We start from the raw sequence: 25,341 nt of genomic DNA, 5'->3' as shown, positions 1-25,341 counted from the left end.
GACTCTCAACCTCTCAGGCGGCCGGCGCCTCCAGCCGGTAGCCCATGCCGCGCACGGTGTGGATGAGTGGCCGCGGGTGGCCCTCGTCGATCTTGGCGCGCAGGCGCCGGATGAACACGTCCACCACGTTGGTGAGCGGGTCCTCGCTGGCGCCCCAGACCGTGGCCAGGATGCGCTCGCGGCTGAAGAGCCGACCCGGCGCGCTCATCAACAGCTCCAGCAGGGCCAGCTCGCGGGCCGTGAGCGTGAGGGCGCGGCCGGCCCGGCTGGCGCGCATCTGCTGCCGGTCGAACACCAGGTCGTCGACCACCAGCTGCGCCGCGCGGGCCGGGCGCAGACCGCGGCCACGCCGGGCCAGGGCCTCGATGCGGGCCAGCAGCTCCTCGAACTCGAAGGGCTTGACGAGGTAGTCGTCCGCCCCGGTGCGCAGGCCGGTGACCCGGTCCTCGAGCGAGCCCAGGGCGGTGAGCATCAGGATGGGCATGCCGACGCCGGCGGCGCGAAGCGTCTGGCAGACCTCCAATCCGTTCATGCCCGGCAGCATCAGGTCCAGCAGCAGCAGGGCGTCCTCGGCCTGCGCATCGCTGCCGGCAGCTTCCTGCGCGGCGGCCAGGGCTTCCGGTCCGGTGCTGGCCAACTGCACGTGGTAGCCCTCGGCCCGCAGCCCGCGCTCCAGGAAGGCGGCGATGCGGGCATCGTCCTCGGCCACGATGAGCTTCATGCGGCGGCCCTCATGCCGGCCGCGCACAGCGGCAGGGTCAGGGTGGCCACGGTGCCCCCCGTCGGGCGCGGCGCCAGGCGCACGTCGCCGTCATGCCCGCGGGCCAGGGCCTGGGCGATGGCCAGGCCCAGGCCGCTGCCGTCGGCGCGGTGGCGGCGGGCCCGTTCGCTGCGCCAGCGGTGCTCGAAGACGCGCCGCAGGTCCTCGGGTGCGAGGCCGATGCCGTCGTCCTCGATGCGCACCTCCGCGCAGCCGGGCGCGTCGCCCACCACCTGCACGCTTACTCGCACGGTGCCACGCGGGTGGGAGTAGCGCACCGCGTTGTCCAGCAGGGCCATCAGCAGCTGGCGCAAGCGCTGCGCATCACCCTTCACCGGCAGGGCATGCAGGGGCAGGTCGACATCCGGCAGGTCCACGCCCTGCGCGGCGGCCAGGGCTTGCGCCTGCTCGACCGCCTGCCGGATCGGCTGGCCCAGGTCCAGCGGCACGCGGCGGATGTCGACCGCCTCGATGTCGGTGCGTGCCACCGTCAGCAGATCGTCGATGACACGGCCGAGCTGACCTGCCGTGTCGGCGATGCGGCGCAAGGCGCCCTGGTATTCGTCCACCGGCTTGTCGCGCCCGCGCAGCGTGACCTCGGCCTCGCCGCGGATCACGGTGGTGGGGGTGCGCAGCTCATGGCTGATGTCGGCAAACAGGCGCCGGCGCCGCTCCTCGGCGGTCTGCAGGGCCTGCAGGGCGTCGCTGAGCGCCCGGGTGCGTTCCGCCACCTGCTGTTCCAGGTCCAGGCGCAGCTGGGTGTCGCGCTCGCGGTGGGCCGACAGTTCGGCCGCCATGGCGTTCACGCTGCCTGCCAGCAGCGCGAACTCGTCGCGCCCCTGCAGCGGAATGCGGTGCTCCAGCTCGCCCTGCTGCAGCGCCACGGCCGCCTGCCGCAGCGCGCTCAGCGGGCGGCGCAGCGCGCGGGCGAAATACACGGCCAGCGCCAGCGCCAGGGCGCCGATGGTGACGGCCGTCGTGATCCACAACGTGCGCATGCGCGTCATGGCGCGGTCGGTGTCGTCCCGCTTCTCGCGCACGGTCTCCGCTTCGCGGGCCGTGCTCTCCGCCAGCAGGCGGCGCAGATCGCGGCCCTGGGCCATGTCGAAGTGCTCGCTGGCCGCCGCCCAGAGCGTGGCCGGGCTGCCGCTGCCCGGCACCGGGTGTTCGCTCAGTTGGGGCACCAGGGTGTCTAGCTTCTGGCGCAGCACCTTCAGCGCATCGCGCCGCTGCAGCTGGCGTTCCCGGGCGCGCGGGCGGTCGTCCAGGGCCTCCGCGCGCTCGGCAAGCTGGTCAAGCCGGTCCAGCGTGGCGCGCATGGTGGTGGCGAGCTGCTGCAGTTCGGGCAGCTCGGCGCCCGCGTCGAACTCCCGCTGCGCAGCCCAGGCGCGCAGCCGCTGCTTGTCGGCCGACAGCTGTGCGAAGCCGAGCTGGATGTCGGCCGCCACGCGCCCGCGGAGCACCTGATGCTCGGCCACGCGCACCGACCACAGCGCCAACGCGCATTGCGCGACCGCTGCGGCAGCCAGGAAGATGAGGGCCCAGGTCAGGCGACGTCCGAACATGGCTGGATTCTCGCGGCCGGTGAGGCCGCCTGCATGAACGCCAGATGAACAGCGCATGCGCCGCGGTTCATGCCCGCGTCAGCCCAGCCTCATCGAGCGCCCCAGGGCGAGTTCATGGCCCGCGGGCCGAATGGCGGGACGGCGCAACCCGTGCCGAGTTTTCCCAAGGAGCCATGTCATGAAGAAGTCGCTGTCCCTGTTCGCCCTGCCCGCGGTGCTTGCCGCTGCCGCGCTGCCTGCCCAGGCCGAGGTGCCGCTGGCCAACCGGGCCATCACGCAGGCCGAGGTGCTGGCCGCCCAGACCGGCTGGTGCAAGGCGCTGCTGGACATCGGCGCTGCGCATGCCAGCGGCGGCCAGGCCGCGGCCAAGGCGCTGGCCGAGAAGGTCATCGACACCGCCTACGGCTACCAGATGAGCCCGGTGCTGTTCAAGCCGACGCTGACCGTCGCGCCGCAGACCTTCCGCACGACCAAGGCCGGTGCGCTGGCCTATTTCGTCGGCGGCGACCCGGCTTTCCCCAAGGACGAGGGCTTCGCGCTGAAGGGCTGGACGCGCTGCGAGGTCAGCAACAGCGCCATCTTCATCGCGGGCGACTCGGCCAGCACGCAGGGCAATGTGAGCTTCACCGGCAAGGACGGCAAGGTCACGACCGTGGACAAGACCTGGACCTACGTGAAGGACGACGCCGGCCGCCTGCGCATCGTGGTGCACCACTCGTCGCTGCCCTACGCGCCGCGCTGAGGGTGAGGGCGGGGCTCGCCGTGCGGAGGTCGCACGCTTAGACTGCGGCGACCTCATTGCCCGGAGTGCGCCCATGCCTCTCGCGAAGATCCTCGTCGCCCAGGGCGGCGGTCCCACCGCCGTCATCAACCAGAGCCTGGTCGGCGTCGTGCTCGAAGCGCGACGGCAGGCCGGTGTGGGCAAGGTCTATGGCGCTCGCCACGGCGTGCGCGGCATCGTCAACGAGGACTTCGTCGACCTCACGCAGGAGACCAGCCACAACCTCGAGCTGGTGGCCGGCACGCCCGCGTCGGCGCTGGGCTCCACGCGTGACAAGCCCGATGCCGCCTACTGCCACGAGATCTTCACGGTGCTCAAGGCGCACGAGATCACGCACTTCTTCTACATCGGCGGCAACGACTCGTCCGACACCGTGCGCATCGTGTCCGAGGAAGCGCAGGCGGCGGGCTACCCGCTGCGCTGCATCCACATCCCCAAGACCATCGACAACGACCTCGTCGGCAACGACCACACGCCGGGTTACGCCTCTGCCGCGCGCTTCGTGGCCCAGGCCTTTGCCGGCGCCAACCTCGACAACGCCGCGCTGCCGGGCGTCTACGTGGGCGTCGTCATGGGCCGCCACGCCGGCTTCCTGACGGCCGCCGCGGCCCTGGGCAAGAAGTTCGACGACGACGGTCCGCACCTCATCTACCTGCCCGAGCGCGCCTTCGACACCGAGCAGTTCCTGCGCGATGTGAAAGCCACGCACGAGCGCCACGGCCGCTGCGTCATCGCCGTCAGCGAAGGCATCCACGATTCGTCCGGCGCGCCGATGCTGGCGAAGCTCGCCGGCGAGCTGGAGCGCGACGCGCACGGCAACGTGCAGCTCAGCGGCACCGGCGCACTGGCCGATCTGCTGTGCGAGGAGATCAAGGCGAAGCTGGGCATCAAACGCGTGCGTGGCGACACCTTCGGCTACCTGCAGCGCAGCTTCCTCGGCTGCGTGAGCGACGTGGACGCCCGCGAAGCCCGCGAGGTGGGCGAGAAGGCCGTGCAGTACGCCTTCCACGGCGACCGCGATGGCTCCGTCGCGATCAAGCGCGTTGGCTACTACTCGGTGGATTACGAGCTGCTGCCGCTGGCGGCCGTGGCCGGCAAGACGCGCACGATGGAAGATGTCTTCATCAACGATGCCGGCACCGACGTGACCGACGCCTTCCGCCTCTACCTGCGGCCGCTGCTGGGCTCGGGCATGCCGGATGCTTTCCGGCTGCGGCCGAATCCGGTGCCGAAGGTGCTGAACCGCGGCCGATCAGGCTGAGCGATCCAGGCGGGCCAGTGCCCAGCCCTCGGCACGGTGCTGCAGCTGGTGCAGTGCCAGGGTCGACAGCACCCACACCATCGTGAGGCTGGACACCGCGGGGTGCGGCCGCGCGGAGAACAGGTAGGCCAGCGTGAGCAGGCTGGGCAGCAGCGCGAACGGCCAGCCCCAGCGCCAGGCAAGCGCCAGCGTGTTGGTGATGGGCCGACAGACGGCATCCAGCATGACGTTGCCGCCCAGCCTGTCCTCAAAGCGGGCGGCGCCGACCAGCACGTACAGCACGGCGATCGCCATCACGGCGGCCCATGGGTCGCTCGGCGAAGCCCAATGGAATAACAAGGACGCCACCGGAACGAGCATGCCCAGGCAGATCGGGCTGAAGATCGGCTGCAGCGGCCAGGCCAGCATCGCGCCCAGCCACAGCACCACCCAGGGCGTGGCGTCCAGCAAGGTCTGCAACAGCCCGACGGTGTGTGCGTTGAGGGGCAGCGTCCAGGCCGTGAGATTCCATTCGGAGCTGAATGCGGCCAGCACGCCGGCCACGACGATCAGCCCCAGGCCCACGGCCGGCTGGCGTGCGTGTCGGCGCCAGCGCTGCAGGGGAAGCGAGAGTGCAGGACCTCCGGTGCGCTGCAGCATCACGCCGTGATGCATGAACATGCCCAGCACATGGCTGGCGCCGAGCCAGCCGGTGCCCCACAGGCACCACATCGTCATGCGCAGCGTCGCCAGATCGCCCTCGTCAGACGTCAGCAGGAACAGCCCGAACACCAGCACCGCCAGCACGCCTGCGCGCATCAGCCAGGCGGTCTGCAGCTGGTTGTCCAGGGAGCGGCGCATGTCCAGGTCGATGCCGCATTGCCCGAGGATGCGCGGCCCGAGGCCGGACAGCAGCCGTGCCAGCATGGGCTGCAGCAGCAGAGCTAGCCACCAGCCCGCAGAGCCGCGGCTGCGCAGCCGGTCCAGCTGTCGCAGGGGCTTGACCTGTTGCTGCAGTTCCTCGCTGACTGGCGCTGGCTGGGCCTGGCGCTCGCGCAGGGCCTGCTGCACGGCTTCTGCAAGCTGCGGGCCGATCTGCCGTTCGACGCGGAAGTCCTCCTGCCAGCCGAAGTGGTCGTTCAGTGCCGCGACGAAGGCGTCCGGCAGATGCGGTTGCTGCGCCACCCAGTGCGCGAAGTGGGCGGACCATTCGGCACCTGCGGCCAGCGGCTGAGCGTCCAGCAGCGAGCGCAGTGCAGGCCATTGAGCCATCAGCGCTTGGGCTCCCTGCTGCTCCCAGCATGCGTGCAGCTGTCGGACTGTCTCCGAAGCGGATGCCGGTGGCGGGGCGGCGGTGGTGTGCAGTACGTCGTCAGCCATCGGCGCCACCGCAGCGGAGGCAGGCGGCGCGTTTTCCGTGTGCGTGGACTCCTGGGCCCTGGCCCACTGCTGCGCCCGCTCATACACGCCCCGCAGCGCCTGGTAAGCCTCGGCATCGTCATCCGGCCGCGTCGTCTTCAACTTCAACGCGTAGGCCTTCTTGATGGCGGCGAGATCGTTCGTCGGTTCAATGCCCAGCCGGGCCCAGTCTTCTTCCCACATGGCGCTCAGAACCTGAACGACGTGTCGATGCTGTCCAGCGCGTCCTTGAACTGCTGGCGGGCCTGGCGGATGGCGCGGGCGTCCTGCGTCTGCAGCACGGCCTCGAACTGCGCCAGCCAGTCCTGCAGCATCACGCGGTCGTTGCCCAGGCGGTCCTCGAACAGGCGCTTGGCGCGCTCGATGAGGTAGCGGTTGTCCTGCTCGTCGCGCGGGTGGCGCTTGAGCGCCTGCAGCCGCTCGCGCGTGGCGGCAATCTCGGCGGCGCTCAGCCGCGCGCCCTGGCTCTCGATGACCAGCTCATGCCGCTGGCCGCCGGGGAAGTCGCGCGCCTCCACCTCCAGCAGCCCGTTGGCGTCGTAGGTGAAGCGCACGTCCACGCCGGCCTGGCCGGCCGGTGCGGGCGCGATCGGGATCTCCAGCTTGCCCAGCGACAGGTTCTCCGAGCCCACCGGCGACTCGCCCTGGCGCACGTCCACCAGGATGACCTTCTGCTGGTCGCTCAGCGTGCGGTACTGCTCCACGCGCGACACCGGCACCGGCGTGTTGCGCTCGATGATGGGTGAGAAGCGGTCGCTGACCATGCGGTCGCCGATGGAGGTGGCCGCGATGATGCCCAGCGAGTACGGCATCACGTCGGTCAGCACCACGTCGTCCAGCGCCGCGTCGCGCGCCTTCAGGCCGGCCTGCACGGCCGCACCCATCGCGATGGCGAGGTCGGGGTCCAGCGTGCGCAGCGGCAGGCGCTGGAACAGCCGCGCGACGAGCTGGCGCACCATGGGCATGCGCGTGGCGCCGCCGACGAGCACCACCTCGGCCAGGCCGGCGGTGTCGAGCTGCGCATCGGCCAGCGCGCGTTCGATGGGGCGGCGCAGGCGCTGCAGCAGCTCAGCCGATGCGGCCTCGAAGTCGGCACGGGTCACGAAGGCGCTCAGCGGGCGGTCGCGCCAGGTGGTGCGCAGCTCGGTGCCGTCGCGCTCGCCGAGGTCGCGCTTGGCCTGCTCGGCCAGGCGCCACCAGGTCTCGCTGGCCAGCCAGGCTTCGCGTTCGTCGGCACTCAGGCCCTCCACCTGCTTGGCGAACAGCTGCGCGATGGCACGGCTGAAGTCCTCGCCGCCCAGGCGCGTGTCGCCGGCGCTGGCGCGCACCTCGACGACGCCCTCGAAATACTCCAGCACCGACACGTCGAAGGTGCCGCCGCCGAGGTCGAAGATGAGGAAGCTGCTGTGCTCGGGCCGCTGCTGCAGGCCGTAGGCCAGGCCGGCGGCGGTGGGCTCGTTGAGCAGCCGCTCGACCTTGAGCCCGGCGATCTCGCCGGCCGTGCGCGTGGCGCGGCGCTGGGCCTCGTTGAAATAGGCCGGCACGGTGATGACGGCTTCGGTGACCGGCTCGCCCAGGAAGGCCTCGGCGTCGGCCTTCAGCGTCTGCAGCACCAGCGCCGACAGCTCCTCGGCGCGCAGCGTCTTGACATGGGCGCCGCTGCGCAGCGTGATCTGCTTGTCGCTGCCCATCCAGCGCTTGAAGGCCAGCGCCGTGGATTCAGCGTGCAGGCCGGCACGCTCGCGCGCGGCCAGGCCCACCAGCGTGTGACCCTGCTCGTCCAGGCTGACGGCCGACGGCGTCAGGTAGTCCCCGTGGGCATTGGGGATCAGCACCGGTGCGCCGTCGCGGAACACGGCCGCCGCGCTGTGCGTGGTGCCCAGGTCGATGCCCAGGATCATTGGTGAGCCTCCCGTTGGAACGGGCGGCAGCTTAGCCGCTTCCGGCGGTGCTCACGTCAAGGCTTGGGCTTGATGAGGCGGTTGTGCTGGTCGTTGACGCCGACCAGCGCGGCCGAGCCGTAGTGCCGGTGCAGCTCGGCCACCATCTCGCCGTTGATGACGACGGGATCGGTCTCGACGGCCTTGCGCGCGACGTCCTGGTCGGCGGTGGCGAAGATGAAGAGGCCACGCCAGCCGTCCACGCCGTCCAGCGGGCCGGCGTACACCAGCAGGCCCTCCTTGGCCAGGCGCTGGATGTTGGCGAAGTGGCCCTTGAACATGGCGTCACGCTCGGGCCCGTCGGGCATGCGCTTGGGGCCGGTCTTCAGCAGCACAAAGGTGTAGGCCCGCATGCCCTGCTCGTTGGCGCCCCAGGCCTGGGCCTTGGCGGCGTCGTAGGCAACGGCTTCCTGCGCGTGCAGGGGAAGGGCGCTGAGCAGCGCGAACAGGCCGGCGGCGAGTTTCATGGTGTCGGCGTGCGAGTCGGGGTGCAGGCATTGAACCGCATCCCGGCCGGGGTGCCGAGTGCGCCGCCGCCTGCCCCGCGCCTGACCCCTGCCAAAAGCCACTTGTGTGGCGTGCTTGCGCTCAACTACATTTGTAGTACGACAACTGTAGAAGATGCGCCATGGACGAGGACAACGGCAGTGGGGATGTGTCGCTGAGTGAGCTGCAGCTCAGCCTGATGCGCGTGCTGTGGGCGCGCGGCGAGGCCAGCACGGCCGACGTGGCCGAGGCGCTGCGCGGCGAGCGTGACTTGGCGCACACCACCGTGGCCACGCTGCTCACGCGGCTGGAGAAGCGCGGTTTGCTGAGCAGCCGGCGCGACGGGCGGGCGCTGCTGTACACGCCGCTCGTCAGCGAGGCCGAGGTGCAGCGCTCCATGGTGGGCAGCCTCGTCGACCGCCTGTTCGCCGGCCGGGCCAGCGCGCTCGTCAGCCACCTGCTGGACGCACGCAGCGTCGACGCCCAGGAGCTGGCCGCGCTGCAGGCGCTGCTGCAGCAGCGCAAGGGGGAGGGGCGCCATGACTGATGCACTGCTGACCTGGGCGTGCAGCTACCTGCTGCACAGCAGCCTGTTGATCGGCGGCCTGTGGGTGGCCGAGCGCGCCGGGTGGCTGGCGCGGCTGGGCACCGCCACGCAGGAGACGCTGTGGCGGCTGGCGCTGCTGGGCGGCCTCGTCAGCGCCAGCCTGCCGTTGCTGCCGGCGCTGCCATCACTGCCGCAGGCTGCGCCCGCCGTGGCGGCGCCAGCCCCGGCCCAGACCCCGCCCTCTCCGCCGGACGCCCGCCTGGCGCCGCTCGTCGCGGACGTACCGGCCGCGTCGCGCCCGCGTGCGCAGCTCGGCGCGCTGCCGGTGGCCGCGCGTCTCGCGCCGACGGCGCAAAACGCCGCCATGGGCCTGGCCGCCGTGTGGCTGCTGGGTGCCGTGCTGCTGCTGGCCGGCCTGACGCTGCAATGGCTGTGGCTGGGCCGCGCGGTGCGCCGCCTGCCCGCACTGGCCGACCCGCGCTGGCAGGCGCTGGCCGCGCGCCTGGCGGCCGACCTGCGCGTGCCGCCGCCGGCCCTGCGCCTCGCCCGTCCCGGCTGGGCCAGCCCGCTGCTGGCGCCGGGCCGCCAGCTGTGCCTGCCCGCCTGGTGCCTGGACCTGCCCGACGACGAGGCCCGCGCCGTGCTGGGCCACGAGCTGGCCCACCTGCGCCGGCGCGACCCCGCCTGGCGGCTGCTCGCGGCCGTGCTGCAGGCGCTGCTGTGGCCGCAGCTGCTCAACCGCGTCGCGCTGCGGCGGCTGGACCTGCTGGCCGAGCTGGCCTGCGACGCCGCCGCTGCCGCACCGGCAGGCCAGCGCCTGGCGCTGGCGCAAAGCCTGCTGCGCTGCGCCGAGGCGCTGAAGACCGGCCGCCACGGCCCGGCGCTGGCCTGCGGCGCCGCGAGCGCCGGCTCGCCGCTGCTGGCCCGCGTGCGCCGGCTGCTGGGCAGCGATGCCGATGCGCCACGCGAGCGCCGCGGCGTGCGCTGGGGGCTGGTGGCGGTGGTGCTGGCGGCGCTGGTCGCCATGCCGGCGGTGGTCGTCAGCCACACCGACGCCGGCGAACTGATGGATCGCTTCGGCCTGGACAGCCTGTCCTTCGCCACCTTCAGCGGCACGCGCATCGTGAGCCGCCATGCGGGCGGCAGCTTCTCCGTGAAGCTGAACGGCCAGGTCGGCTTCAACGACGCCGAGACCGACGTGCAGACGCTGAGCGGCCGCCTGCTGGTGCGCGAACGCGCGGGGGGCCTGACGCGCGAGATGGCGCTCACGTCCCTGGGCGACCGCGGCCTGCAGCGCGAGTACCGCGTCGGCGGCGCCGTGCAGCCGCTGGACGACGCCGGCCGCCAGTGGTGGGCCCAGGCCGTGCAGCGCATGGCCGAGCACCTGACCGACCCGCTCGTGCGCGCCCGCCGGCTGTTCGAGCGCGGCGGCATGGACGCCGTGCTGGCCGACCTGGAACGTGCCCGCGACGACTACCCGCGCCGCCAGCGCGTGGAGGCGCTGCTGCGCCTGGGCCAGCCGCTGCCGGTGGCCGCGCAGGACCGGCTCATCGCCGTGGCGGCCGGCATCGACGGCGGCTTCGAGCGGCGCCAGACGCTGCAGGCCATCGCCGGCCTGCCGCTCGCCGAGCCGCAGCAACTGGCCTGGCTGAAGGCCGCGGGCGGTGTCGACGGTGACTTCGAGCGCCGCGAGGCCCTGGGTGCGCTGGCGCCCCGGCTGCAGGCCAGCCCCGCGGTGCTGCAGGCCTGGGCCGACGCGCTGGGCCACATCGATGGCGACTTCGAGCTGCGCTCTGCCATCGAGGCGCAGGTGGCCGCCACGCCGCAGCCCGCCGTGCTGGACGCCGCGCTGCAGGCCGCGTCACGCATCCAGGGCGACTTCGAGAAGCGCGAGGCGCTGGGCGCCGTGGCGCGCCGGCTGCAGGGCGACGAGGCCGGGCTGGTGGAGGCCTATGCCCGCACGGCCGGCGGCATCCAGGGCGGGTTCGAGCGGCGCGAGGCGCTGAACCGGCTGCTGGACCGGCCGCGGCTGGGCGCCGCGGGCCTGGAGCGCGTGCTGGCCAGCGCCGAGGCGATGGAAGGCGGCTTCGAGCGCCTGCAGGTGTTGCTGCGCGTAGCCGAGCGGCTGGGGGAGGTCAAGCCGGTGGATTCCGGCCTCGTCGAGCGCCTGCGCCGCGCCGGCCGCGGCCTGGGCGACCACGAACGCGGCCAGATCGAGAACGCGCTGGACCGCCTCGGCTGAGCGTTGTTCAGCCGGCGCGTTTGGCCAGCAGCGCCCGCGCCACGCGTGACACCGGCGGGCGGCCCAGCACGCCGGAGATGAAGGCGCCGGCGTCGACCAGCTTGTCCAGGTCGGTGCCGGTCTCGATGCCCAGGCCGTTGAGCAGGAACACGACGTCCTCGGTGGCCACGTTGCCGGTGGCGCCCTTGGCGTACGGGCAGCCGCCCAGGCCCGCCACGCTGGCGTGGAAGCGGTGCACGCCCAGCTCCAGGCTGGCGTAGAGGTTGGTCAGCGCCTGGCCGTAGGTGTCGTGGAAATGGCCCGACACCTCGGCGGTGGGGAAGTGCTTCAGCGCCCGCTCCATGGCCGCCTGCACCCGGCGCGGCGTGCCCACGCCGATGGTGTCTGCAATGTCGATGGCGTCCACGCCCAGCGCGCGCAGCGGCTTCACTACGGCCTCCACTTGGTCGGCGCTGATGTCGCCCTCGTACGGGCAGCCCAGCGCGCAGGACAGCGCCGCACGCACCTTCACACCCGCCGCGTGCGCACCTTCGATCACCGGCGCGAAGCGCTCCAGGCTCTCGGCGATGGAGCAGTTGATGTTCTTCTGCGTGAAGGCCTCGCTGGCCGCGGTGAACACCAGGATCTCGTCGGGCTTGCTCGCCAGCGCCGGCTCCAGACCTTTGAGGTTGGGCACCAGCACCGAGTAGCGCACGCCGGGCTTGCGCGTGATGGCGGCCATCACCGCGGTGTTGTCGCCCATCTGCGGCACCCACTTCGGGCTGACGAAGCTGGTGACCTCGATTTCCTTCAGGCCGGCGTCCTGCAGCATCGCCACAAGCTGCGCCTTGTGCTCGGTGGCGACGTTCTCTTTCTCGTTCTGCAAGCCGTCGCGGGGGCCAACGTCCAGCAGCTTGACGTGGGTGGGCAGGTTCATGGCGAACCCTCCTTGGGAGTCAGGAAATCGGTCGGCAGCGCGGCCACGGCGTAGGTCAGCAACATCGTGCCGGCGCTGGCGAGCCACAGCCAGTAGCCGAGGCCGTAGACGTCGAACTGCCATTGACTGGCGTTCTCGTCGAGCATGACGGTGGGGTCGACCAGGTAGCGAAGCATCAAGGCCAGGGCGAGCAACGTGGAGATCAAGCCCAGCATGCGCTTGCCTCGGATGAAGCCCAGCCAGCCGCCAAGCAGCGCCGGGTTGGCCAGCCAGCCGATGTTTCCGCCCACCAGCACGCCGTACCAGCCCACCAGCAACACAAAGAACGCGGGCGTGCCCTTCACCGTGCCGCTCGACTTGAACCCGTACGCGTCGTTGAACAGACAAGCCACGAACAGCAGCACGCTGAGCGCCAGACCCACGCGCGGGGCATGACGGAACCACGCGGCGGTGAGGGAGCGGTTCGACATGGCGGGGGTCAGGCGTCGAGGCGCAACAGCTCGGCGCCGTCGCTCACCTGATCGCCCACGGCGAACAGCAGCTCGGCGACTTTGCCGTCGCGCGGCGACGAGATGGTGTGTTCCATCTTCATCGCCTCCATCACGGCCAGGGGCTGGCCTTTGGTAACCGTGTCGCCGGCCTTGGCGAGGAAGGCGATCAGCTTGCCGGGCATGGGCGCGGTGAGCCGGCCGCCTTCGGTGGCGCCATCGCCGGCGTGGGCGATGACGTCCACCTCGGTGAGCACGGCCGAGCCGTTTGCGGCGAACACGGCGACGCGCTCGCCTTGGGCGTAGGTCTTCACGCGAATGCGCTCGGTGCCCAGGAACAGCTCGTGCGTTTCGGCATCCAGCGACTGCACGGCGAATGCTATGGCCTCGCCGGCGACCGTCAGCGTCATGCCGCCACGGTGGTTGCGGGCCAGCAGCACCTCGTGGTGCGCGTCGCCCGCGGCCAGGTCGAAGCGGCGGGTGGCCGCGCCGAACATGCGGAAGCCGTCGCGCGCGGTCCACGGGTCGGTGCCTTGCGTGGCCGCTTCCACCGCCAGCGTGTGGGCGACGACGGCGGCCGCGCTCACGCGCAGCGGCAGGCCGGGCTGGTCGAACAGCACGGCACGCTCGCGTTCGATCAGGCTGGTGTCCAGGTCCGCGCCCGCAAACGACGCCGTGGCCGCACAGCGGCGCAGGAAGGCCACGTTGGTGTGCAGGCCGACGATGTGCGTGTCGCGCAGCGCGGCGTCCAGGCGGGCCAGCGCCTGCGCGCGGTCTTCGCCCCAGACGATGAGCTTGGCGATCATCGAGTCGTAGTAGGGGCTGATGGCGTCGCCCTCGCGCACGCCGGCGTCGATGCGAACGTCGCCGCGCTGGAAGGCCACGTGGGCCGGCCAGCGGGCCACATCCAGCGAGCCGGTGGCGGGCAGGAAGCCGCCGTCGGGGTTCTCGGCGCAGATGCGGGCCTCGATGGCGTGGCCGTGCATGCGAAGTTCCGATTGCTTGAGCGGCAGCGGCTGGCCGGCGGCCACGCGCAGTTGCCACTCCACCAGGTCTTGGCCGGTGATGGCTTCCGTCACCGGGTGCTCCACCTGCAGGCGGGTGTTCATCTCCATGAAGTAGAAGTTGCCGACCCCCGCGCTCGGCTGCGCCTCGCTGCCCCCCGAGGGGGTGCTCGCTTGCTTGGGGCGGCCCGGCGCGGCGCTAGGGCCGTCCTGCTCGACGATGAACTCCACCGTGCCGGCGCCCACGTAGCCCACGGCCTTGGCAGCGGCCACGGCGGCCTCGCCCATCTGCGCGCGGCGCTCCGGCGTCATGCCGGGGGCGGGGGCTTCTTCCAGCACCTTCTGGTGGCGGCGCTGCACGGAGCAGTCGCGCTCGAAGAGGTAGACGCAGTCGCCGTGCGTGTCGCCGAACACCTGGATCTCGATGTGGCGCGGGCGTTGCACGTAGCGCTCGATCAGCACCGCGTCGTCGCCGAAGCTGTTGATGGCTTCGCGCTTGCAGGAGGCGAGCGCGGCGTCAAACTCGTCGGCGCTGAACACCGCGCGCATGCCCTTGCCACCGCCGCCGGCGCTGGCCTTGATCAGCACGGGGTAGCCGATGCGATCGGCCTCGCGCTTGAGCAGGGCGGGGTCTTGGTTGGCACCGTGGTAGCCCGGCACCAGCGGCACCTTGGCGGCTTCCATCAGCCGCTTGGACTCCGCCTTCAGGCCCATGGCCTGGATGGCGCTGGGCGGCGGGCCGATGAAGACGACGCCCGCGTCGGCGCAGGCCTGCGCAAACGCCTCGTTCTCGCTCAGGAAGCCGTAGCCCGGGTGCACGGCCTGCGCACCGGTGGCCTTGGCCGCGGCCAGGATGCGCTCCCACTGCAGGTAGGAGTCGCGCGGCGCGGGGCCGCCGATCAGCACGGCCTCGTCGCAGGCCTTCACGTGCTGGGCGTTGGCGTCGGCTTCCGAATAGACCGCAACGGTCTGGATGCCCAGGCGGCGGGCGGTGGCTGCCACTCGGCAGGCGATCTCGCCCCGGTTGGCGATCAGGATCTTCTTGAACATCTTCGTTGTCTCCGAGTCTTGTGGACCTGCTACGGGTTGTGCCTCGGGTGTTGGCAATCCGTGAGAGAGTCAATGCCGATTGGTTAGGGTGGCATTTGGATTTCGCTGGGGCCCAGGAAGTGAACCTGGCGAAGTGTGTTGATAGGAACGTCCGAACGCAGGAGCTTGATCAACTTGCGCATCTCGTCTTCCTGCATGTTCCGATAGGTCACGTCTTTCTCGCGGATGTCGCCATCCGATGCGAAGTGCCACAGGTGCATGCAGTTGTCCAAGACGTCGCTGAAGGGCAGCCCGTCCAACAGTTTGGCCAGGTCCCGCTTTCCAGCGAGGACTTCTTCCAGGGCAGCGGCCAACTGCTGTCGGGCATCCACGGCCAGGTGAGCTCAGTGCGTGCAGACCTGCAGCTTTGCTGCCGCGTCCGAAGGCGTCAGCTCCGCCTCGGTCGAGCAGCGCATGCCCAGGCGCTCCAGCAGCGCGCGGTCCTTCTCGGCCTGCGGGTTGCTGGTGGTGAGCAGCTTGTCGCCGTAGAACATGGAGTTGGCGCCGGCCAGGAAGCACAGGGCCTGCATGGTCTCGGGCATCTCTTCGCGGCCGGCCGACAGGCGCACCATGGCGCGCGGCATGGTGATTCGGGCGACGGCGATGGTGCGGATGAACTCCAGCGGGTCCAGCGGCGCGGTGCCGGCCAGCGGCGTGCCTTCCACCTGCACAAGGTTGTTGATGGGCACGCTCTCGGGGTAGGGGTCGAGGTTGGCGAGTTGCACCAGCAGGCCGGCGCGCTGGCGGCGGGTTTCGCCCATGCCGACGATGCCGCCCGAGCACACCTTCATGCCTTGCTGGCGCACGCGGTCCAGCGTGTCCAGGCGGTCTTGGTAGGTGCGGGTGGTGATGATCTGGCCGTAGAACTCGGGCGAGGTGTCGAGGTTGTGGTTGTAGTAGTCCAGCCCGGCACTCTTGAGCTGCTCGGCCTGGCCGTCTTCCAGCATGCCGGCGGTCAGGCAGGTTTCCAGACCCAGGGCCTTGACCTCGGAAATCATCTCGCCGATGGCGTCCAGGTGGCGGGCCTTGGGCGCGCGCCAGGCAGCACCCATGCAGAAGCGCGTGGCGCCGTTGGCCTTGGCGGCGCGGGCGGCTTCCATCACTTCTTCCAGCGGGATCAGCTTCTCGGCCTTCAGGCCGGTGTCGAAGTGGGCCGACTGCGGGCAGTACTTGCAGTCTTCCTCGCAGCCGCCGGTCTTGATGGACAGCAGCGTGGACAGCTGCACCGCGTTGGCGTCGAAGTGCTCGCGGTGCACGGTCTGCGCGCGGAACAGCAGGTCGTTGAAGGGCAGCTCGAACAGCGCGGCCACCTCGTCCACCGTCCAGGGCTTGGCCTGGCGGCGGTCGGCGTCGGTGGTAGGGGTGAGGGTTTGGATCTGGTTCATTCGGGAGGTCACGCAAGGAGGCCGGCGAGCGCGGCGGAATTCAAATGGGCCACGGCAGCCGTGGGGTCGGCCGGGGCCGGAACGCGGGGCAGGTGCCCCAGGCAAGGCGCCTGGAGGCCGGATTGCAGAGCTTGCAGATTGTCGGTGACGTGGGGCTGACGGGCGTCCACGGTGTTGGCCACCCAGCCCACCAGCGGCAGGCCTCGGGCGCGCACGGCCTCAGCCGTCAGCAGCGCGTGGTTGATGCAACCCAGGCGCAGGCCGACGACGAGGATCACCGGCAGGCCCAGGTCCACCGCCAGGTCGGCCGTGTCCCAGCCGTCGGTCAGCGGCACGCGAAAGCCGCCCACGCCTTCCACCAGCGCCAGGTCGCCCAGGGCGGCGGTGGCGCGGATGTTGGCCAGCAGCGCCGCGCGGTCGATGGTGCGGCCCTCCAGCCGGGCGGCGATGTGCGGCGCGCACGGCTCGCGGAACTGCAGCGGGCCCACCTGGGCGTCGGTCAGCCCCAGCGTCTGCGCAGCGCGCAGCGTGGCCACGTCTTCGTTGACCCAGTGGCCGTCCACAAGTTCCTGCCCGGCTGCGAGCGACTTGATCGGCGTGACCCGCCGCCCCAGTGCCGTGAACGCGCGGGTGAGCGCGGCGGTGGTGAAGGTCTTGCCGATCTCGGTGTCGGTGCCGGTGATGAAGAAGCCCTGCGTCATGCCGCCTCCAACTCCTGCGCCGTGGCCTGCAGCGTGGCCAGCAGCTGGTCCACATCGGCCTCGGTGTGCGTGCCACACAGCGTGATGCGCAGGCGCGCCGTGCCGGCCGCGACGGTGGGCGGGCGGATGCCCGGCACGCGGATGCCGCCGGCCTCCAGCCGGGCGGCGGCCAGCATCACGTCGGCGTTGCCGCCCACGATGAGGGGCTGGATGGGGGTGGTGGCGGGCGTGAGGGCCCAGCCCAGCGTGGGGTGGGCCTGGATCAGCGCCTCCAGCCCGGCGCGCAGCCGCGCCTGCAGGGCCACGAGGTTCGCGCGGCGGGCCTGGCCCACGGGGCCTTCGATGAGCGCAAAGCTCGTCAGCAGCGCGTGCTCAACGGCCGGCGGCGAGGCGGTGGAGAAGATGAAATTGCGCGCGGCCTGCAGCAGGTACTCGGTGATGGTGGCGTGGGCCACCACGAAGGCGCCGGCCAGGCCCGCGGCCTTGCCCAACGTGCCCACCAGGATCAACCGCTCGCTGTTCAGACCGAAGTGCTCCAGCGTGCCACGGCCCTGCGCGCCCAGCACGCCGAAGCCGTGGGCGTCGTCCACCACCAGCCAGGCGTCGAACTCGTTCGCCAGCGCCAGCAGCTCGGGCACGGGGGCGAGGTCGCCGTCCATGCTGAACACGGCGTCGGTCACGATGAGCTTCACCTTCGCGGTGCTGGCGGCCAGCAGGGTGCGCAGGCCGGCCACATCGGCATGGCCGTAGCGGGTGACGGAGGCCTTGGCCAGCCGTGCGGCGTCGATGAGCGACGCATGGTTGAGCTGCTCCGAGAAGATCTCGGTGTGCTCGTCGCCCAGCGCGGTGACAACCGCGAGGTTGGCCATGTAGCCGGTGCAGAAGCTGATGGCGCGGGCCTGTGGGATGTGCGGCGCGAACCAGCGGGCGAGCGTGTCCGTCACCGCCTCGTGCGCGGCGCTGTGGCCGCTGACCAGGGGCGACGCGCCCGAGCCGCCGCCCCAGCGGCGGGCGCCTTCGGCCAGCGCGTCGGCAATCGCCGGTTCGGCGGCGAGGCCCAGGTAGTCGTTGGCGCAGAACATCAGCAGCGGGCGGCCGTTGATGGTCTGGCGCGGCGCGGTGCCGGTGTCGGCACGGCGCAGAGCGCGCTTCAGGCTCTTCGCCTCGATGGCGGTGAGCTTGGCGCTCAGGTGTTCAAGCAAGGACATCGTTCAAGGTCGCCGTCACGGCCCCGGCCAGGAAGGCCGCCGCCGCGTCGTCGATCAGGTAAGGGGGCATCAGGTAGACGGTCGAGCCGATCGGTCGGATCAGCAGTTCGTGTGCGCGGGCCTTCAGGTGGAAGGTCTCGGCGAAGCGCGCGGGGGCGTTCGGCACATCGAAGGCCAGGATCATGCCGCGCTGGCGCAGGTGGGTCACGCGGTCGGCGAGTGGCGCGAAGGCGCGGGTGAGGCGGTCGGCCTGGGCGCGGGTGTCGTCCAGCAGGCCGGCATCGAAGCGGTCCAGCACCGCGTTGGCCGCGGCGCAGGCCAGCGGGTTGCCGGTGTAGCTGTGCGAATGCAGGAAGCCGCGGGTGACGTCCTCGCTCCAGAAGGCGTTGAACACGTCATCGGTGGTGAGCACCAGCGACAAGGCCATGGTGCCGCCGGTGATGCCTTTGGACAGCAGCACGAAGTCCGGCCAGTCCGCGCCCGACTGTTCCCAGGCGAAGAAGGTGCCGGTGCGGCCGCAGCCCACCGCAATTTCGTCGGCGATCAGGTGCACGCCGAACTCGCGTGTCAACGCACGCAGGCCGCGCAGGTAGTCGGGCGAATACATCACCATGCCGGCCGCACCCTGGATCAACGGCTCGACGATGACGCAGGCGATCTGCGCGTGCCGCTCGGTCAGCAGCGTGCGCATGGCGGCCAGCGCCTCGGCCTCATTCCCCCGGCGCGCGTCGGGCGAGGCCACGATGTGGGCGCGCATCAGCAGCGGGTCGTAGGCATCGCGGAACACCTGCACGTCGGTGACGCTCAAAGCGCCCAGCGTCTCGCCGTGGTAGCTGTTTTGCAGGCACACGAACTCGCGCTTCTCGGCCTGGCCGCGGTTCTTCCAGCTGTGAAAGCTTTGCTTCAGCGCGATCTCCACGGCGCTGGCGCCGTCGCTGCCGAAGAACACATGGCCCAGCGCACCGCCGGTACGCGCCGAGAGCCGCTCGGCCAGGCGCACGGCGGGCTCGTGCGTGCAGCCGGCCAGCATCACGTGGGGCAGGGTGTCGAGCTGCTGCTTGATGGCGTCGTGCAGCGGCTTGTCGCTGTGGCCGAAGAGGTTGACCCACCAGGACGAGTTGGCGTCGAAGTAGCGGCGGCCGTCGGTGTCGATCAGCCAGGGGCCCTCACCGCGGGCGATGGGCAGCGGCGGCACGTCGGCCAGCCGGGCCATCTGCGTGCAGGGGTGCCAGACGGCGGCGCGGCTGCGTTGGGCGAGGTCGGGGGCGGTCATCACAGGGAACTCAGGGCAGGCGCGGCTTGAAGTGCGGCACCGTGGTGTTGAACAGGGTGAGGGCGGCCGCGCGGTCCGGGCCGCACAACATCAGGAAGTGCAGCAGTTTGCGTGGCGTGGCGTAGCCCAGGTACAGCGCCACCTGCTGGCCGGGCAGCTCGGCGGCGAAGGACAGCTCCAGCCCGGCCTCGCTGCGGTGCGGGCGCACCTGTTGCTGCAGCGTCTGCCAGTCACCCGGCGTGGCCTGGGCCAGCGCGGCGAGGCGCTGCGCGATGACCTGCTCGCCCAGCGCCTGCAGGTCGTCGGCGCCGCTGGCGATGAAGTCCACCGACACCACCAGCGCCGCGTCCGCCGCCGGCTGGTGGAAGGCGACGATGTTGTCTTCTTCCGGCGCCTGCGCTTGCCAGGCCGGCGGCAGGTCCAGCACGAACTCGGAGTAGACCGAGTCGCGCGTGGTCGCTGGCGTCAGCGAGACGGTGTAGCGATAGACCATCGCTCAGCTCGCCAGCCAGCCCGGCTTGCGCTTGGCCAGGAAGCTCTGCACGCCCTCGCGGCCTTCGGCGCTGGCGCGGATGTCGGCGATGCGGCGCGCGGTGTCGTCGCGCAGCGCGGGCGTGATCTCGCGGCCGGCCACGTCCTTCACCAGCTGCTTGCAGGCCCGCACGGCGGCGGGGCCGTTGGCGGTGATCGCGGTGGTGAGCTCGTCGACCTTGGCATCCAGCGCGTCGGCGGCGACGACTTCGTGCACCAGGCCCAGCCGCTGCGCCTCGGCGGCGCCGAAGCGCTCGGCCGTCACGAAGTAGCGGCGCGACGCCTGCTCGCCGAGCGCGCGCGCGACATAGGGCCCGATGGTGGCGGGCAGCAGGCCGAGCTTGGCTTCGCTGAGGCAGAAGCCGGCGGTGTCCACCGCCACGACGATGTCGGCACAGGCCACCAGGCCCACGCCACCGGCGTACACGTCGCCCTGCACGCGCGCGATGACGGGCACCGGGCAGCTGTAGATCGCCCACAGCATGTCGGCCAGGCGGGTGGCGTCGGCGTGGTTCTCGTCCCAGCTGTAGCCGGCCATGGCCTGCATCCAGTTCAGGTCGGCGCCCGCGCAGAAGGCCTTGCCCTCGGCGGCCAGCACGATGGCGCGCAGGTCGCTGCGGGCGCCGAGCGTGGTGAAGGCCGCGGTCAGCTCAGCGATCAGGCCTTCGTTGAAGGCGTTGCGCACGTCCGGGCGGTTCAGCGTGACGCGGGCGATGCCGGCGTGTTCGGTGAGGGTGAGGGCAGAGGTCATGGGTCAGTCCTGGAGATCGAAGCCCTGGCGGCGCAGGTAGTCGGCCACCACGGGTTGCCACACCTTGGGGAAGCGGCTGAACAGCGCGTGGCCGTCTTCACCGTGCGGCGGGAATTGCACGAACTCGGCGCTGCCGCCGGCGTCGCAGAAGCGCGCCACCCAGTCGCGCGGGTGTCGGGGGCCGAAGAAGAGGTCGTTCTCGGTGTACAGCCACAGCATGGGCACGCGGGCCGTCTTGCCGTAGCTGGCGAACATGCGGGCCAGCTGGGCGCTGCTGCAGGGCTCGCCGGGGTGGGTCTTGGGGTCGCCCCCGCCGCCGCCGGCCACGTTGATGGCCGCCACGACGCCCGGTGGGTTGAGCGAAGCCAGCGTGACCGCGGTGGCGCCGCCGAAGGACTGGCCCATCAACACCGTGCGGTCCTTCAGGGTGTCGGGCCGGGCCAGCAGTGCGGTGAGCAGCTGCAGGCTCTGGTCGGCCGCGGCTTGGTACACCGGTGGGTACTGGCGGTTGTGGCAGCTGCCGGAGTCCTCCACGTCTTCCCCGCCGCTCACGCCGTAGCCGATGCGCGTGGGCAGCGCGACCAGGAAGCCGCGTTCGGCGAACCAGCGCGAGGCCTCCGAGAAGCGGGCGCGGCCCATGGCGGCCCGGGCATCGCCCTCCGTCGCACGGCCGTGGTTGAGCAGCAGGATGGGGTGCGGGCCGGGGCGGCTGTCGTCGGTGAAGACGGTGATGCGGATGGGCTGCTCGACGGCTTTGCCCCACGCGTTGCGTGTCTTCACGGGCAGGTCGAACTGCTCTTCCACGAGCTTGGCCTGGGCGCCCGCGGCCAGCAGCAGGCCGAGGGCCAGCATGGCCCGGGCGCGGAAGGAGGTGAAGGCGGTCATGAGCGGGCGTTGGTGTGATTGGTGGGGCCGCCGAGGGGCTTGCACATCAGCACGGAGCGGTAGGTCTTGCCGGCCCACTGCACGGTGCCAACCTCGACATAGCCGCGGCGGGCGTAGCGGGCTCGCAGCGCCGCAGCCGGCTCGGCGGTGTCCAGTGCAATCTGCGTGAAGCCCTGGGCGCGCGCCCAGGCTTCGGCCGCGTCGATCAGGCGCTCGGCCAGGCCGTGGCCACGGCAGTCGGGGTGCACCGCCAGCTGCGACAGGATGGCCGTGCCGGGCGTGGTGTAGAGCGCGGGTGATGGGTCGCCGATGTACGCCTCGCCCACCGGCTTCGGGCCGCGCACGGCCACCGTGCCCACCAGCCGGCCGTGCTGCTCGGCCACGAAGGCCTGCGCCCCGGCCAGCCGCTGGCGCGTGACCTCCACCGGCTGATCCACCGCCGTGAAATTCCAGCCCTGGGCGGCCAGACTGGCGTAGGCGGCGTGCAGCAGCTGAGTGAGGTCGTCGAGCGAGTCGCTCGGCTGCAAGGGGCGGATCACAGGGGTCATGGTGCAACGTCCGCGCAGCTGTGCTCGCCATCCACGCGCGCTTGCAAGGCCTTCCACGCTTCGAGCTCCGTCGGGGCGGCGCCGTAGGCGGGCTGAAGTTGTTCTGCGGCTGGCAGCGCGGGCTTCTGGCGCAAGAGTTGCCGGCAGATGGCGCTCGCGGCTCGACGGGCCCGGGCTGAGCGATCGTTCGGGGTCTGCAGTTCGCTCGGCAGGTGCAGCTCCTGGACCACTTCGGGCACCGTGGATTGCAGCGCGGCGCTTGCCGCGGTCAGCCGGAAGCCCGCCAGCGGCAGCAGGGCGAACGCCAGCAGGTCCGCGTCCCGCTCTTGGGCCTCGAACTCTCGCGGCGTGTTGGCGCGGGGTTGCGGGAACATGAGGCGCTGGCCCAGCTGCATCAAATCGGCTGCGGTGCCGGTGGCGCCCAGGAGCGCCGTCGCGGCGTTCGCCCCGGGCTGCATGCGCAGCGCTTCGTGCCCGAGAACATGGTGCGCCAAGCGGTGAGCCACCAGGAACGCGGCTTCGTCGGCGCTGATGTCTCCCCGAGCGTGAGCAGCCGCCACGCGCTCGGCCATCAGCGAGCCGCCGGGCTTGCGGGTGACGGCGTCGCCTTTCACGACGGATGCGCCGCAGCGCCGGCTGGGGTTGTCTGCCGAGGCGTTGAAGCCGCGCGGACACCAGATCGAGCCCGCCAGCAGCACGCGGTCGTGGATGCTCTCGAACGACGCCGGCTCCTCGGCGTGGGCGGCGGCGTGCAGGGCAAGCGCCAGCAGTGCGGCGGGCACGACTCGGGCGGAACGTGACATGTCAGCGCAGGGTCACATCCGGAACACGCCGAACTTCGTTTCCGGGATCGGCGCGTTCAGTGAGGCGGAAAGGCCCAGCGCCAGCACGCGGCGGGTGTCGGCGGGGTCGATGACGCCGTCGTCCCAGAGGCGTGCCGACGCGTAGTACGGGTGGCCCTGGTCTTCGTACTGCTGGCGCAGCGGGGCCTTGAAGGCTTCTTCTTCGTCGGCGCTCCAGGTGCCGCCCTTGGATTCGATGGCGTCGCGGCGCAGGGTGCTCAGCACGCTGGCGGCCTGCTCGCCGCCCATGACGGAGATGCGCGCGTTGGGCCACATCCACAGGAAGCGCGGCGAGTAGGCGCGGCCGCACATACCGTAGTTGCCGGCGCCGAACGAGCCGCCAATGATCACGGTGAACTTGGGCACCTGGGCGCAGGCCACGGCTGTGACCATCTTGGCACCGGCGCGGGCAATGCCTTCGTTTTCGTACTTGCGGCCCACCATGAAGCCGGTGATGTTCTGCAGGAACACCAGCGGGATCTTGCGCTGGCAGCACAGCTCGATGAAGTGCGCGCCCTTGTTGGCGCTCTCGGCGAACAGGATGCCGTTGTTGGCGACGATGCCCACCGGCATGCCCTCGATGTGCGCGAAGCCGCAGACCAGCGTGGTGCCGTAGCGCGACTTGAACTCGTCGAACTCGCTGCCATCGACGACGCGGGCGATGACCTCGCGCACGTCAAAGGGCTTGCGCGTGTCGGTGGGGATGACGCCGTGCAGCTCGGCGGGGTCGTAGGCGGGCGCCTTGGGGGCCTGCACGGCCAGCGGGTGGGTCTTGGTCCAGTTCAGGCGGGCGACCGACTGGCGGGCGATGGCGAGCGCATGGGTGTCGTTGTTGGCCAGGTGGTCGGCCACGCCGGAGAGGCGTGTGTGCACATCGCCGCCGCCCAGGTCTTCGGCGCTCACCACCTCGCCGGTGGCGGCCTTCACCAGCGGCGGGCCGCCCAGGAAGATGGTGCCCTGGTTCTTGACGATGATGGTCTCGTCGCTCATGGCGGGCACGTAGGCGCCGCCGGCCGTGCAGGAGCCCATGACGACCGCGATCTGCGGAATGCCCTGGGCGCTCAGGTTGGCCTGGTTGAAGAAGATGCGGCCGAAGTGGTCGCGGTCGGGGAACACCTCGTCTTGATTCGGCAGGTTGGCGCCGCCGCTGTCCACCAGGTAGATGCAGGGCAGGCGGTTCTGGTCGGCAATCTCCTGCGCGCGCAGGTGCTTCTTGACGGTGATGGGGTAGTAGGTGCCGCCCTTCACGGTGGCGTCGTTGCACACGATGACGCACTCCACGCCCGCCACGCGGCCGATGCCGGCGATGACGCCACCGCCCGGCGCGGCGTTGTCGTAGAGGTTCAGGCCGGCCAGCGGGGCGATTTCCAGGAAGGGCGTGCCCGGGTCCAGCAGCATCTCCACGCGGTCGCGCGGCAGCAGCTTGCCGCGGGCGGTGTGCTTGGCGCGCGCGGCCTCACCGCCGCCCTGGGCAATCTGGGCGAGCTTGGCGTTCAGGTCGTCGATCAGGCCGCGCATGGCGTCGGCGTTGGCCTTGAAGTCGGCCGAGCGCGGGTTGAGCTGCGTGTTCAGGACCGGCATGGAGTCTCCTGGAGCGGGGCCCGGCAGTGCTTAAGCTGGGCTCAATTATTTGAAGGTCGGCCCGGTAAGGCGCGCAAAGGTCGCCAGAATAGACCAGCGAATGTCGGGATGCAATGCTGACTTGAGTGATCCTCAAAAGTTGCGCAGAATGCGCCCGCCATGTCCACGCTCGCCCCCGCACCGCAGCGCCGCTCGCCCGCCGGCCCCAAGGCCGAACAGCGGGTGCGCGACATCCTGCGCGCAGGCCGCGAGGTGTTCGCCGAGCGCGGCTACGAGCGCGCCACCACCACCGAGGTGGCGCAGCGGCTGGGTGTGTCCGAGGCCACCGTGTTCACCTACTTCCGCAGCAAGCGCGAGCTGTGCGTGCGCGTCATCCAGGACTGGTACGACGAGATCATCGCGGCCATCGAGGCCGGCTTGCCGCGCGAGGCGCCGGTGCGCGAGCAGCTGGAGTTCGTCGTGCTGACCCATCTGCGGCTGTTCCTCGTGCAGGGCACGGGGCTGTGCGCGCTGGTGCTGTCCGAGGGCAGGACCAAGGGCCAGGACCTCGGCGAAGGCTTCGTCGAGCTGCAGCGCCGCTACACCGCGCCGCTGATGGATCTGCTGGCGCGTGGCCAGCAGGCCGGTGAGGTGCGCAGCGACATCCCGCTGCGGCTGCTGCGCTCGCTGGTGTTCGGGCCCATGGAGCACATGCTGTGGGAGGTGGTCATCACCGGCCGGCAGATGGACGTGGCACAAAGCGCGCGCGACCTCGTCGCGCTGCTGTGGCCCGCGCTGCAGGCGCCCGACCGCGAGCTGCAGCGCCTGCGCCGGCTGCGCGAGGACGTGCAGGCGGCGCTAGCGCGTCAGTGACTGCACCAGTACCGTCTCGCAGACCTTGAACAGCAGCCACGCCGCCATCGCGCCCACGCAGCTGGCCAGCAGCTCCAGCAGCTGACGCAGGCCGCCGTCGCCCAGGCCCTGCCAGCCGTTGTCGAGCAGGAAGCTGGCGTTGGCGCCGACGATGCGCACAAGGTCCAGCGTCAGCAGGCCGAAGGCGATGAAGCACAGCGTCATCAGCGCGAAGCAGGCCCAGCGGTGCCGGCGCAGCCAGGCGACGAAGTCCGGGAACGCAACCATGGCTCCTCCCCAAAATGCCCGCAGCATTCTCGGGCATGGC

The 25,341-nt window shown here is 71.2% G+C and carries 25 protein-coding genes; 5 read left to right on the top strand and 20 right to left on the bottom strand.

Annotated features, from left to right (window positions below; translation table 11 throughout):
* Nucleotides 1–13: 13 nt before the first annotated feature.
* Both ACG04Q_RS02410 and ACG04Q_RS02405 read right to left on the bottom strand, forming a co-directional pair.
* Nucleotides 14–721 (bottom strand): response regulator transcription factor, encoded by a 708-nt coding sequence (locus ACG04Q_RS02410; RefSeq protein WP_394509220.1) that lies wholly within the window; start codon nt 719–721, stop codon nt 14–16.
* Nucleotides 718–2,325 (bottom strand): sensor histidine kinase, encoded by a 1,608-nt coding sequence (locus ACG04Q_RS02405; RefSeq protein WP_394509219.1) that lies wholly within the window; start codon nt 2,323–2,325, stop codon nt 718–720. Before ACG04Q_RS02405 ends, ACG04Q_RS02410 begins: the two co-directional genes overlap by 4 nt.
* A 178-nt stretch (nt 2,326–2,503) precedes the next feature.
* On the opposite strand from ACG04Q_RS02405, the gene ACG04Q_RS02400 reads away from it, so the two are divergent.
* Together ACG04Q_RS02400 and ACG04Q_RS02395 are read left to right on the top strand one after the other, a co-directional pair.
* Nucleotides 2,504–3,067 (top strand): hypothetical protein, encoded by a 564-nt coding sequence (locus ACG04Q_RS02400; RefSeq protein ID WP_394509218.1) that lies wholly within the window; start codon nt 2,504–2,506, stop codon nt 3,065–3,067.
* Between the two features lie 73 nt (nt 3,068–3,140).
* Nucleotides 3,141–4,367, top strand: coding sequence for a 6-phosphofructokinase (locus tag ACG04Q_RS02395; RefSeq protein WP_394509217.1), 1,227 nt, complete (start codon nt 3,141–3,143; stop codon nt 4,365–4,367).
* Here the strand turns inward: ACG04Q_RS02395 and ACG04Q_RS02390 are convergent.
* The 3 genes from ACG04Q_RS02390 to ACG04Q_RS02380 are packed head-to-tail and all read right to left on the bottom strand — an operon-like array spanning nt 4,359 to nt 8,172.
* Nucleotides 4,359–5,948, bottom strand: coding sequence for a J domain-containing protein (locus ACG04Q_RS02390; RefSeq protein ID WP_394509216.1), 1,590 nt, complete (start codon nt 5,946–5,948; stop codon nt 4,359–4,361). The genes ACG04Q_RS02395 and ACG04Q_RS02390 overlap by 9 nt on opposite strands.
* Nucleotides 5,949–5,953: 5 nt before the next feature.
* Nucleotides 5,954–7,666 carry an Hsp70 family protein gene (locus tag ACG04Q_RS02385; RefSeq protein ID WP_394509215.1) on the bottom strand — a complete coding sequence of 571 codons (1,713 nt, stop codon included), beginning with the start codon at nt 7,664–7,666 and terminating at the stop codon, nt 5,954–5,956.
* A 56-nt stretch (nt 7,667–7,722) separates the two neighbouring features.
* Nucleotides 7,723–8,172 carry a YciI family protein gene (locus ACG04Q_RS02380; RefSeq protein WP_394509214.1) on the bottom strand — a complete coding sequence of 150 codons (450 nt, stop codon included), beginning with the start codon at nt 8,170–8,172 and terminating at the stop codon, nt 7,723–7,725.
* 161 nt (nt 8,173–8,333) lie between these two features.
* Here ACG04Q_RS02380 and ACG04Q_RS02375 point away from each other — a divergent pair, with 161 nt between their 5' ends.
* Both ACG04Q_RS02375 and ACG04Q_RS02370 read left to right on the top strand, forming a co-directional pair.
* On the top strand, nt 8,334–8,738 hold the full coding sequence (locus tag ACG04Q_RS02375; protein WP_394509213.1) for a BlaI/MecI/CopY family transcriptional regulator: 405 nt from the start codon (nt 8,334–8,336) through the stop codon (nt 8,736–8,738).
* Nucleotides 8,731–10,980 (top strand): M56 family metallopeptidase, encoded by a 2,250-nt coding sequence (locus ACG04Q_RS02370; RefSeq protein WP_394509212.1) that lies wholly within the window; start codon nt 8,731–8,733, stop codon nt 10,978–10,980. The genes ACG04Q_RS02375 and ACG04Q_RS02370 overlap by 8 nt, the downstream gene beginning before the upstream one ends.
* Nucleotides 10,981–10,987: 7 nt before the next feature.
* Here the strand turns inward: ACG04Q_RS02370 and ACG04Q_RS02365 are convergent, their stop codons facing one another.
* From ACG04Q_RS02365 to ACG04Q_RS02300, 14 genes are all read right to left on the bottom strand, one after another.
* Nucleotides 10,988–11,896, bottom strand: a complete 909-nt coding sequence (locus ACG04Q_RS02365; RefSeq protein WP_394509211.1) for a hydroxymethylglutaryl-CoA lyase — start codon at nt 11,894–11,896, stop codon at nt 10,988–10,990.
* A complete protein-coding gene (locus ACG04Q_RS02360) occupies nt 11,893–12,366 on the bottom strand; it encodes a hypothetical protein (RefSeq protein WP_394509210.1) in 474 nt (157 codons plus the stop codon). Before ACG04Q_RS02360 ends, ACG04Q_RS02365 begins: the two co-directional genes overlap by 4 nt.
* 8 nt (nt 12,367–12,374) lie before the next feature.
* Nucleotides 12,375–14,438, bottom strand: coding sequence for an acetyl/propionyl/methylcrotonyl-CoA carboxylase subunit alpha (locus ACG04Q_RS02355; protein WP_394509209.1), 2,064 nt, complete (start codon nt 14,436–14,438; stop codon nt 12,375–12,377).
* An 83-nt stretch (nt 14,439–14,521) separates the two neighbouring features.
* Nucleotides 14,522–14,809, bottom strand: a complete 288-nt coding sequence (locus ACG04Q_RS02350) for a hypothetical protein (RefSeq protein ID WP_394509208.1) — start codon at nt 14,807–14,809, stop codon at nt 14,522–14,524.
* Nucleotides 14,810–14,821: 12 nt separating this feature from the next.
* Nucleotides 14,822–15,862, bottom strand: a complete 1,041-nt coding sequence (gene bioB, locus ACG04Q_RS02345; RefSeq protein WP_394509207.1) for a biotin synthase BioB — start codon at nt 15,860–15,862, stop codon at nt 14,822–14,824.
* Nucleotides 15,863–15,870: 8 nt separating this feature from the next.
* Nucleotides 15,871–16,563, bottom strand: coding sequence for a dethiobiotin synthase (gene bioD, locus ACG04Q_RS02340; protein ID WP_394509206.1), 693 nt, complete (start codon nt 16,561–16,563; stop codon nt 15,871–15,873).
* On the bottom strand, nt 16,560–17,771 hold the full coding sequence (locus ACG04Q_RS02335; protein ID WP_394509204.1) for an 8-amino-7-oxononanoate synthase: 1,212 nt from the start codon (nt 17,769–17,771) through the stop codon (nt 16,560–16,562). The genes bioD and ACG04Q_RS02335 overlap by 4 nt, the downstream gene beginning before the upstream one ends.
* Nucleotides 17,758–19,044 carry an adenosylmethionine--8-amino-7-oxononanoate transaminase gene (bioA, locus tag ACG04Q_RS02330; protein WP_394509203.1) on the bottom strand — a complete coding sequence of 429 codons (1,287 nt, stop codon included), beginning with the start codon at nt 19,042–19,044 and terminating at the stop codon, nt 17,758–17,760. Before bioA ends, ACG04Q_RS02335 begins: the two co-directional genes overlap by 14 nt.
* Nucleotides 19,045–19,054: 10 nt before the next feature.
* Nucleotides 19,055–19,537: a hypothetical protein gene (locus tag ACG04Q_RS02325; protein WP_394509202.1), complete on the bottom strand. Its 483-nt coding sequence runs from the start codon at nt 19,535–19,537 to the stop codon at nt 19,055–19,057.
* A gap of 3 nt (nt 19,538–19,540) precedes the next feature.
* Nucleotides 19,541–20,326: an enoyl-CoA hydratase/isomerase family protein gene (locus ACG04Q_RS02320; RefSeq protein ID WP_394509201.1), complete on the bottom strand. Its 786-nt coding sequence runs from the start codon at nt 20,324–20,326 to the stop codon at nt 19,541–19,543.
* 3 nt (nt 20,327–20,329) lie between these two features.
* Nucleotides 20,330–21,211 (bottom strand): alpha/beta hydrolase family protein, encoded by an 882-nt coding sequence (locus ACG04Q_RS02315; protein WP_394509200.1) that lies wholly within the window; start codon nt 21,209–21,211, stop codon nt 20,330–20,332.
* Nucleotides 21,208–21,759 carry a GNAT family N-acetyltransferase gene (locus ACG04Q_RS02310; protein ID WP_394509199.1) on the bottom strand — a complete coding sequence of 184 codons (552 nt, stop codon included), beginning with the start codon at nt 21,757–21,759 and terminating at the stop codon, nt 21,208–21,210. The genes ACG04Q_RS02315 and ACG04Q_RS02310 overlap by 4 nt, the downstream gene beginning before the upstream one ends.
* Nucleotides 21,756–22,562 carry a M48 family metalloprotease gene (locus tag ACG04Q_RS02305; protein WP_394509198.1) on the bottom strand — a complete coding sequence of 269 codons (807 nt, stop codon included), beginning with the start codon at nt 22,560–22,562 and terminating at the stop codon, nt 21,756–21,758. The genes ACG04Q_RS02310 and ACG04Q_RS02305 overlap by 4 nt, the downstream gene beginning before the upstream one ends.
* Before the next feature lie 12 nt (nt 22,563–22,574).
* On the bottom strand, nt 22,575–24,182 hold the full coding sequence (locus ACG04Q_RS02300; RefSeq protein WP_394509197.1) for a carboxyl transferase domain-containing protein: 1,608 nt from the start codon (nt 24,180–24,182) through the stop codon (nt 22,575–22,577).
* Nucleotides 24,183–24,341: 159 nt separating this feature from the next.
* On the opposite strand from ACG04Q_RS02300, the gene ACG04Q_RS02295 reads away from it, so the two are divergent.
* Nucleotides 24,342–25,034, top strand: a complete 693-nt coding sequence (locus ACG04Q_RS02295) for a TetR/AcrR family transcriptional regulator (protein ID WP_394509196.1) — start codon at nt 24,342–24,344, stop codon at nt 25,032–25,034.
* Here ACG04Q_RS02295 and ACG04Q_RS02290 read toward each other — a convergent pair.
* Entirely contained in the window at nt 25,020–25,301 is a 282-nt protein-coding gene (locus ACG04Q_RS02290; protein WP_394509195.1) for a hypothetical protein, read from the bottom strand. The genes ACG04Q_RS02295 and ACG04Q_RS02290 overlap by 15 nt on opposite strands.
* Between the last annotated feature and the right edge of the window lie 40 nt (nt 25,302–25,341).

Source organism: Pelomonas lactea (assembly GCF_043555885.1).
Taxonomy (GTDB): Bacteria; Pseudomonadota; Gammaproteobacteria; order Burkholderiales; family Burkholderiaceae_C; genus Pelomonas; species Pelomonas lactea.
The sequence above is the reverse complement of the archived record's forward strand: the minus strand, read 5'-3'. Positions and strand labels throughout refer to the sequence as shown.

What these genes read in the sequence shown, in the direction of transcription:
- bioA (WP_394509203.1), bottom strand. Translation starts at nt 19,044, where the DNA reads ATGACCGCCCCCGACCTCGCCCAACGCAGCCGCGCCGCCGTCTGGCAC.
- ACG04Q_RS02320 (WP_394509201.1), bottom strand. Translation starts at nt 20,326, where the DNA reads ATGACCTCTGCCCTCACCCTCACCGAACACGCCGGCATCGCCCGCGTC.
- ACG04Q_RS02385 (WP_394509215.1), bottom strand. Translation starts at nt 7,666, where the DNA reads ATGATCCTGGGCATCGACCTGGGCACCACGCACAGCGCGGCGGCCGTG.
- ACG04Q_RS02305 (WP_394509198.1), bottom strand. Translation starts at nt 22,562, where the DNA reads ATGTCACGTTCCGCCCGAGTCGTGCCCGCCGCACTGCTGGCGCTTGCC.
- ACG04Q_RS02315 (WP_394509200.1), bottom strand. Translation starts at nt 21,211, where the DNA reads ATGACCGCCTTCACCTCCTTCCGCGCCCGGGCCATGCTGGCCCTCGGC.
- ACG04Q_RS02410 (WP_394509220.1), bottom strand. Translation starts at nt 721, where the DNA reads ATGAAGCTCATCGTGGCCGAGGACGATGCCCGCATCGCCGCCTTCCTG.
- ACG04Q_RS02355 (WP_394509209.1), bottom strand. Translation starts at nt 14,438, where the DNA reads ATGTTCAAGAAGATCCTGATCGCCAACCGGGGCGAGATCGCCTGCCGA.
- ACG04Q_RS02325 (WP_394509202.1), bottom strand. Translation starts at nt 19,537, where the DNA reads ATGGTCTATCGCTACACCGTCTCGCTGACGCCAGCGACCACGCGCGAC.
- ACG04Q_RS02370 (WP_394509212.1), top strand. Translation starts at nt 8,731, where the DNA reads ATGACTGATGCACTGCTGACCTGGGCGTGCAGCTACCTGCTGCACAGC.
- ACG04Q_RS02390 (WP_394509216.1), bottom strand. Translation starts at nt 5,948, where the DNA reads ATGTGGGAAGAAGACTGGGCCCGGCTGGGCATTGAACCGACGAACGAT.
- ACG04Q_RS02360 (WP_394509210.1), bottom strand. Translation starts at nt 12,366, where the DNA reads ATGTCGAACCGCTCCCTCACCGCCGCGTGGTTCCGTCATGCCCCGCGC.
- ACG04Q_RS02300 (WP_394509197.1), bottom strand. Translation starts at nt 24,182, where the DNA reads ATGCCGGTCCTGAACACGCAGCTCAACCCGCGCTCGGCCGACTTCAAG.
- bioB (WP_394509207.1), bottom strand. Translation starts at nt 15,862, where the DNA reads ATGAACCAGATCCAAACCCTCACCCCTACCACCGACGCCGACCGCCGC.
- ACG04Q_RS02290 (WP_394509195.1), bottom strand. Translation starts at nt 25,301, where the DNA reads ATGGTTGCGTTCCCGGACTTCGTCGCCTGGCTGCGCCGGCACCGCTGG.
- ACG04Q_RS02395 (WP_394509217.1), top strand. Translation starts at nt 3,141, where the DNA reads ATGCCTCTCGCGAAGATCCTCGTCGCCCAGGGCGGCGGTCCCACCGCC.
- ACG04Q_RS02375 (WP_394509213.1), top strand. Translation starts at nt 8,334, where the DNA reads ATGGACGAGGACAACGGCAGTGGGGATGTGTCGCTGAGTGAGCTGCAG.
- ACG04Q_RS02380 (WP_394509214.1), bottom strand. Translation starts at nt 8,172, where the DNA reads ATGAAACTCGCCGCCGGCCTGTTCGCGCTGCTCAGCGCCCTTCCCCTG.
- ACG04Q_RS02310 (WP_394509199.1), bottom strand. Translation starts at nt 21,759, where the DNA reads ATGACCCCTGTGATCCGCCCCTTGCAGCCGAGCGACTCGCTCGACGAC.
- ACG04Q_RS02400 (WP_394509218.1), top strand. Translation starts at nt 2,504, where the DNA reads ATGAAGAAGTCGCTGTCCCTGTTCGCCCTGCCCGCGGTGCTTGCCGCT.
- ACG04Q_RS02295 (WP_394509196.1), top strand. Translation starts at nt 24,342, where the DNA reads ATGTCCACGCTCGCCCCCGCACCGCAGCGCCGCTCGCCCGCCGGCCCC.
- ACG04Q_RS02335 (WP_394509204.1), bottom strand. Translation starts at nt 17,771, where the DNA reads ATGTCCTTGCTTGAACACCTGAGCGCCAAGCTCACCGCCATCGAGGCG.
- ACG04Q_RS02405 (WP_394509219.1), bottom strand. Translation starts at nt 2,325, where the DNA reads ATGTTCGGACGTCGCCTGACCTGGGCCCTCATCTTCCTGGCTGCCGCA.
- ACG04Q_RS02365 (WP_394509211.1), bottom strand. Translation starts at nt 11,896, where the DNA reads ATGAACCTGCCCACCCACGTCAAGCTGCTGGACGTTGGCCCCCGCGAC.
- bioD (WP_394509206.1), bottom strand. Translation starts at nt 16,563, where the DNA reads ATGACGCAGGGCTTCTTCATCACCGGCACCGACACCGAGATCGGCAAG.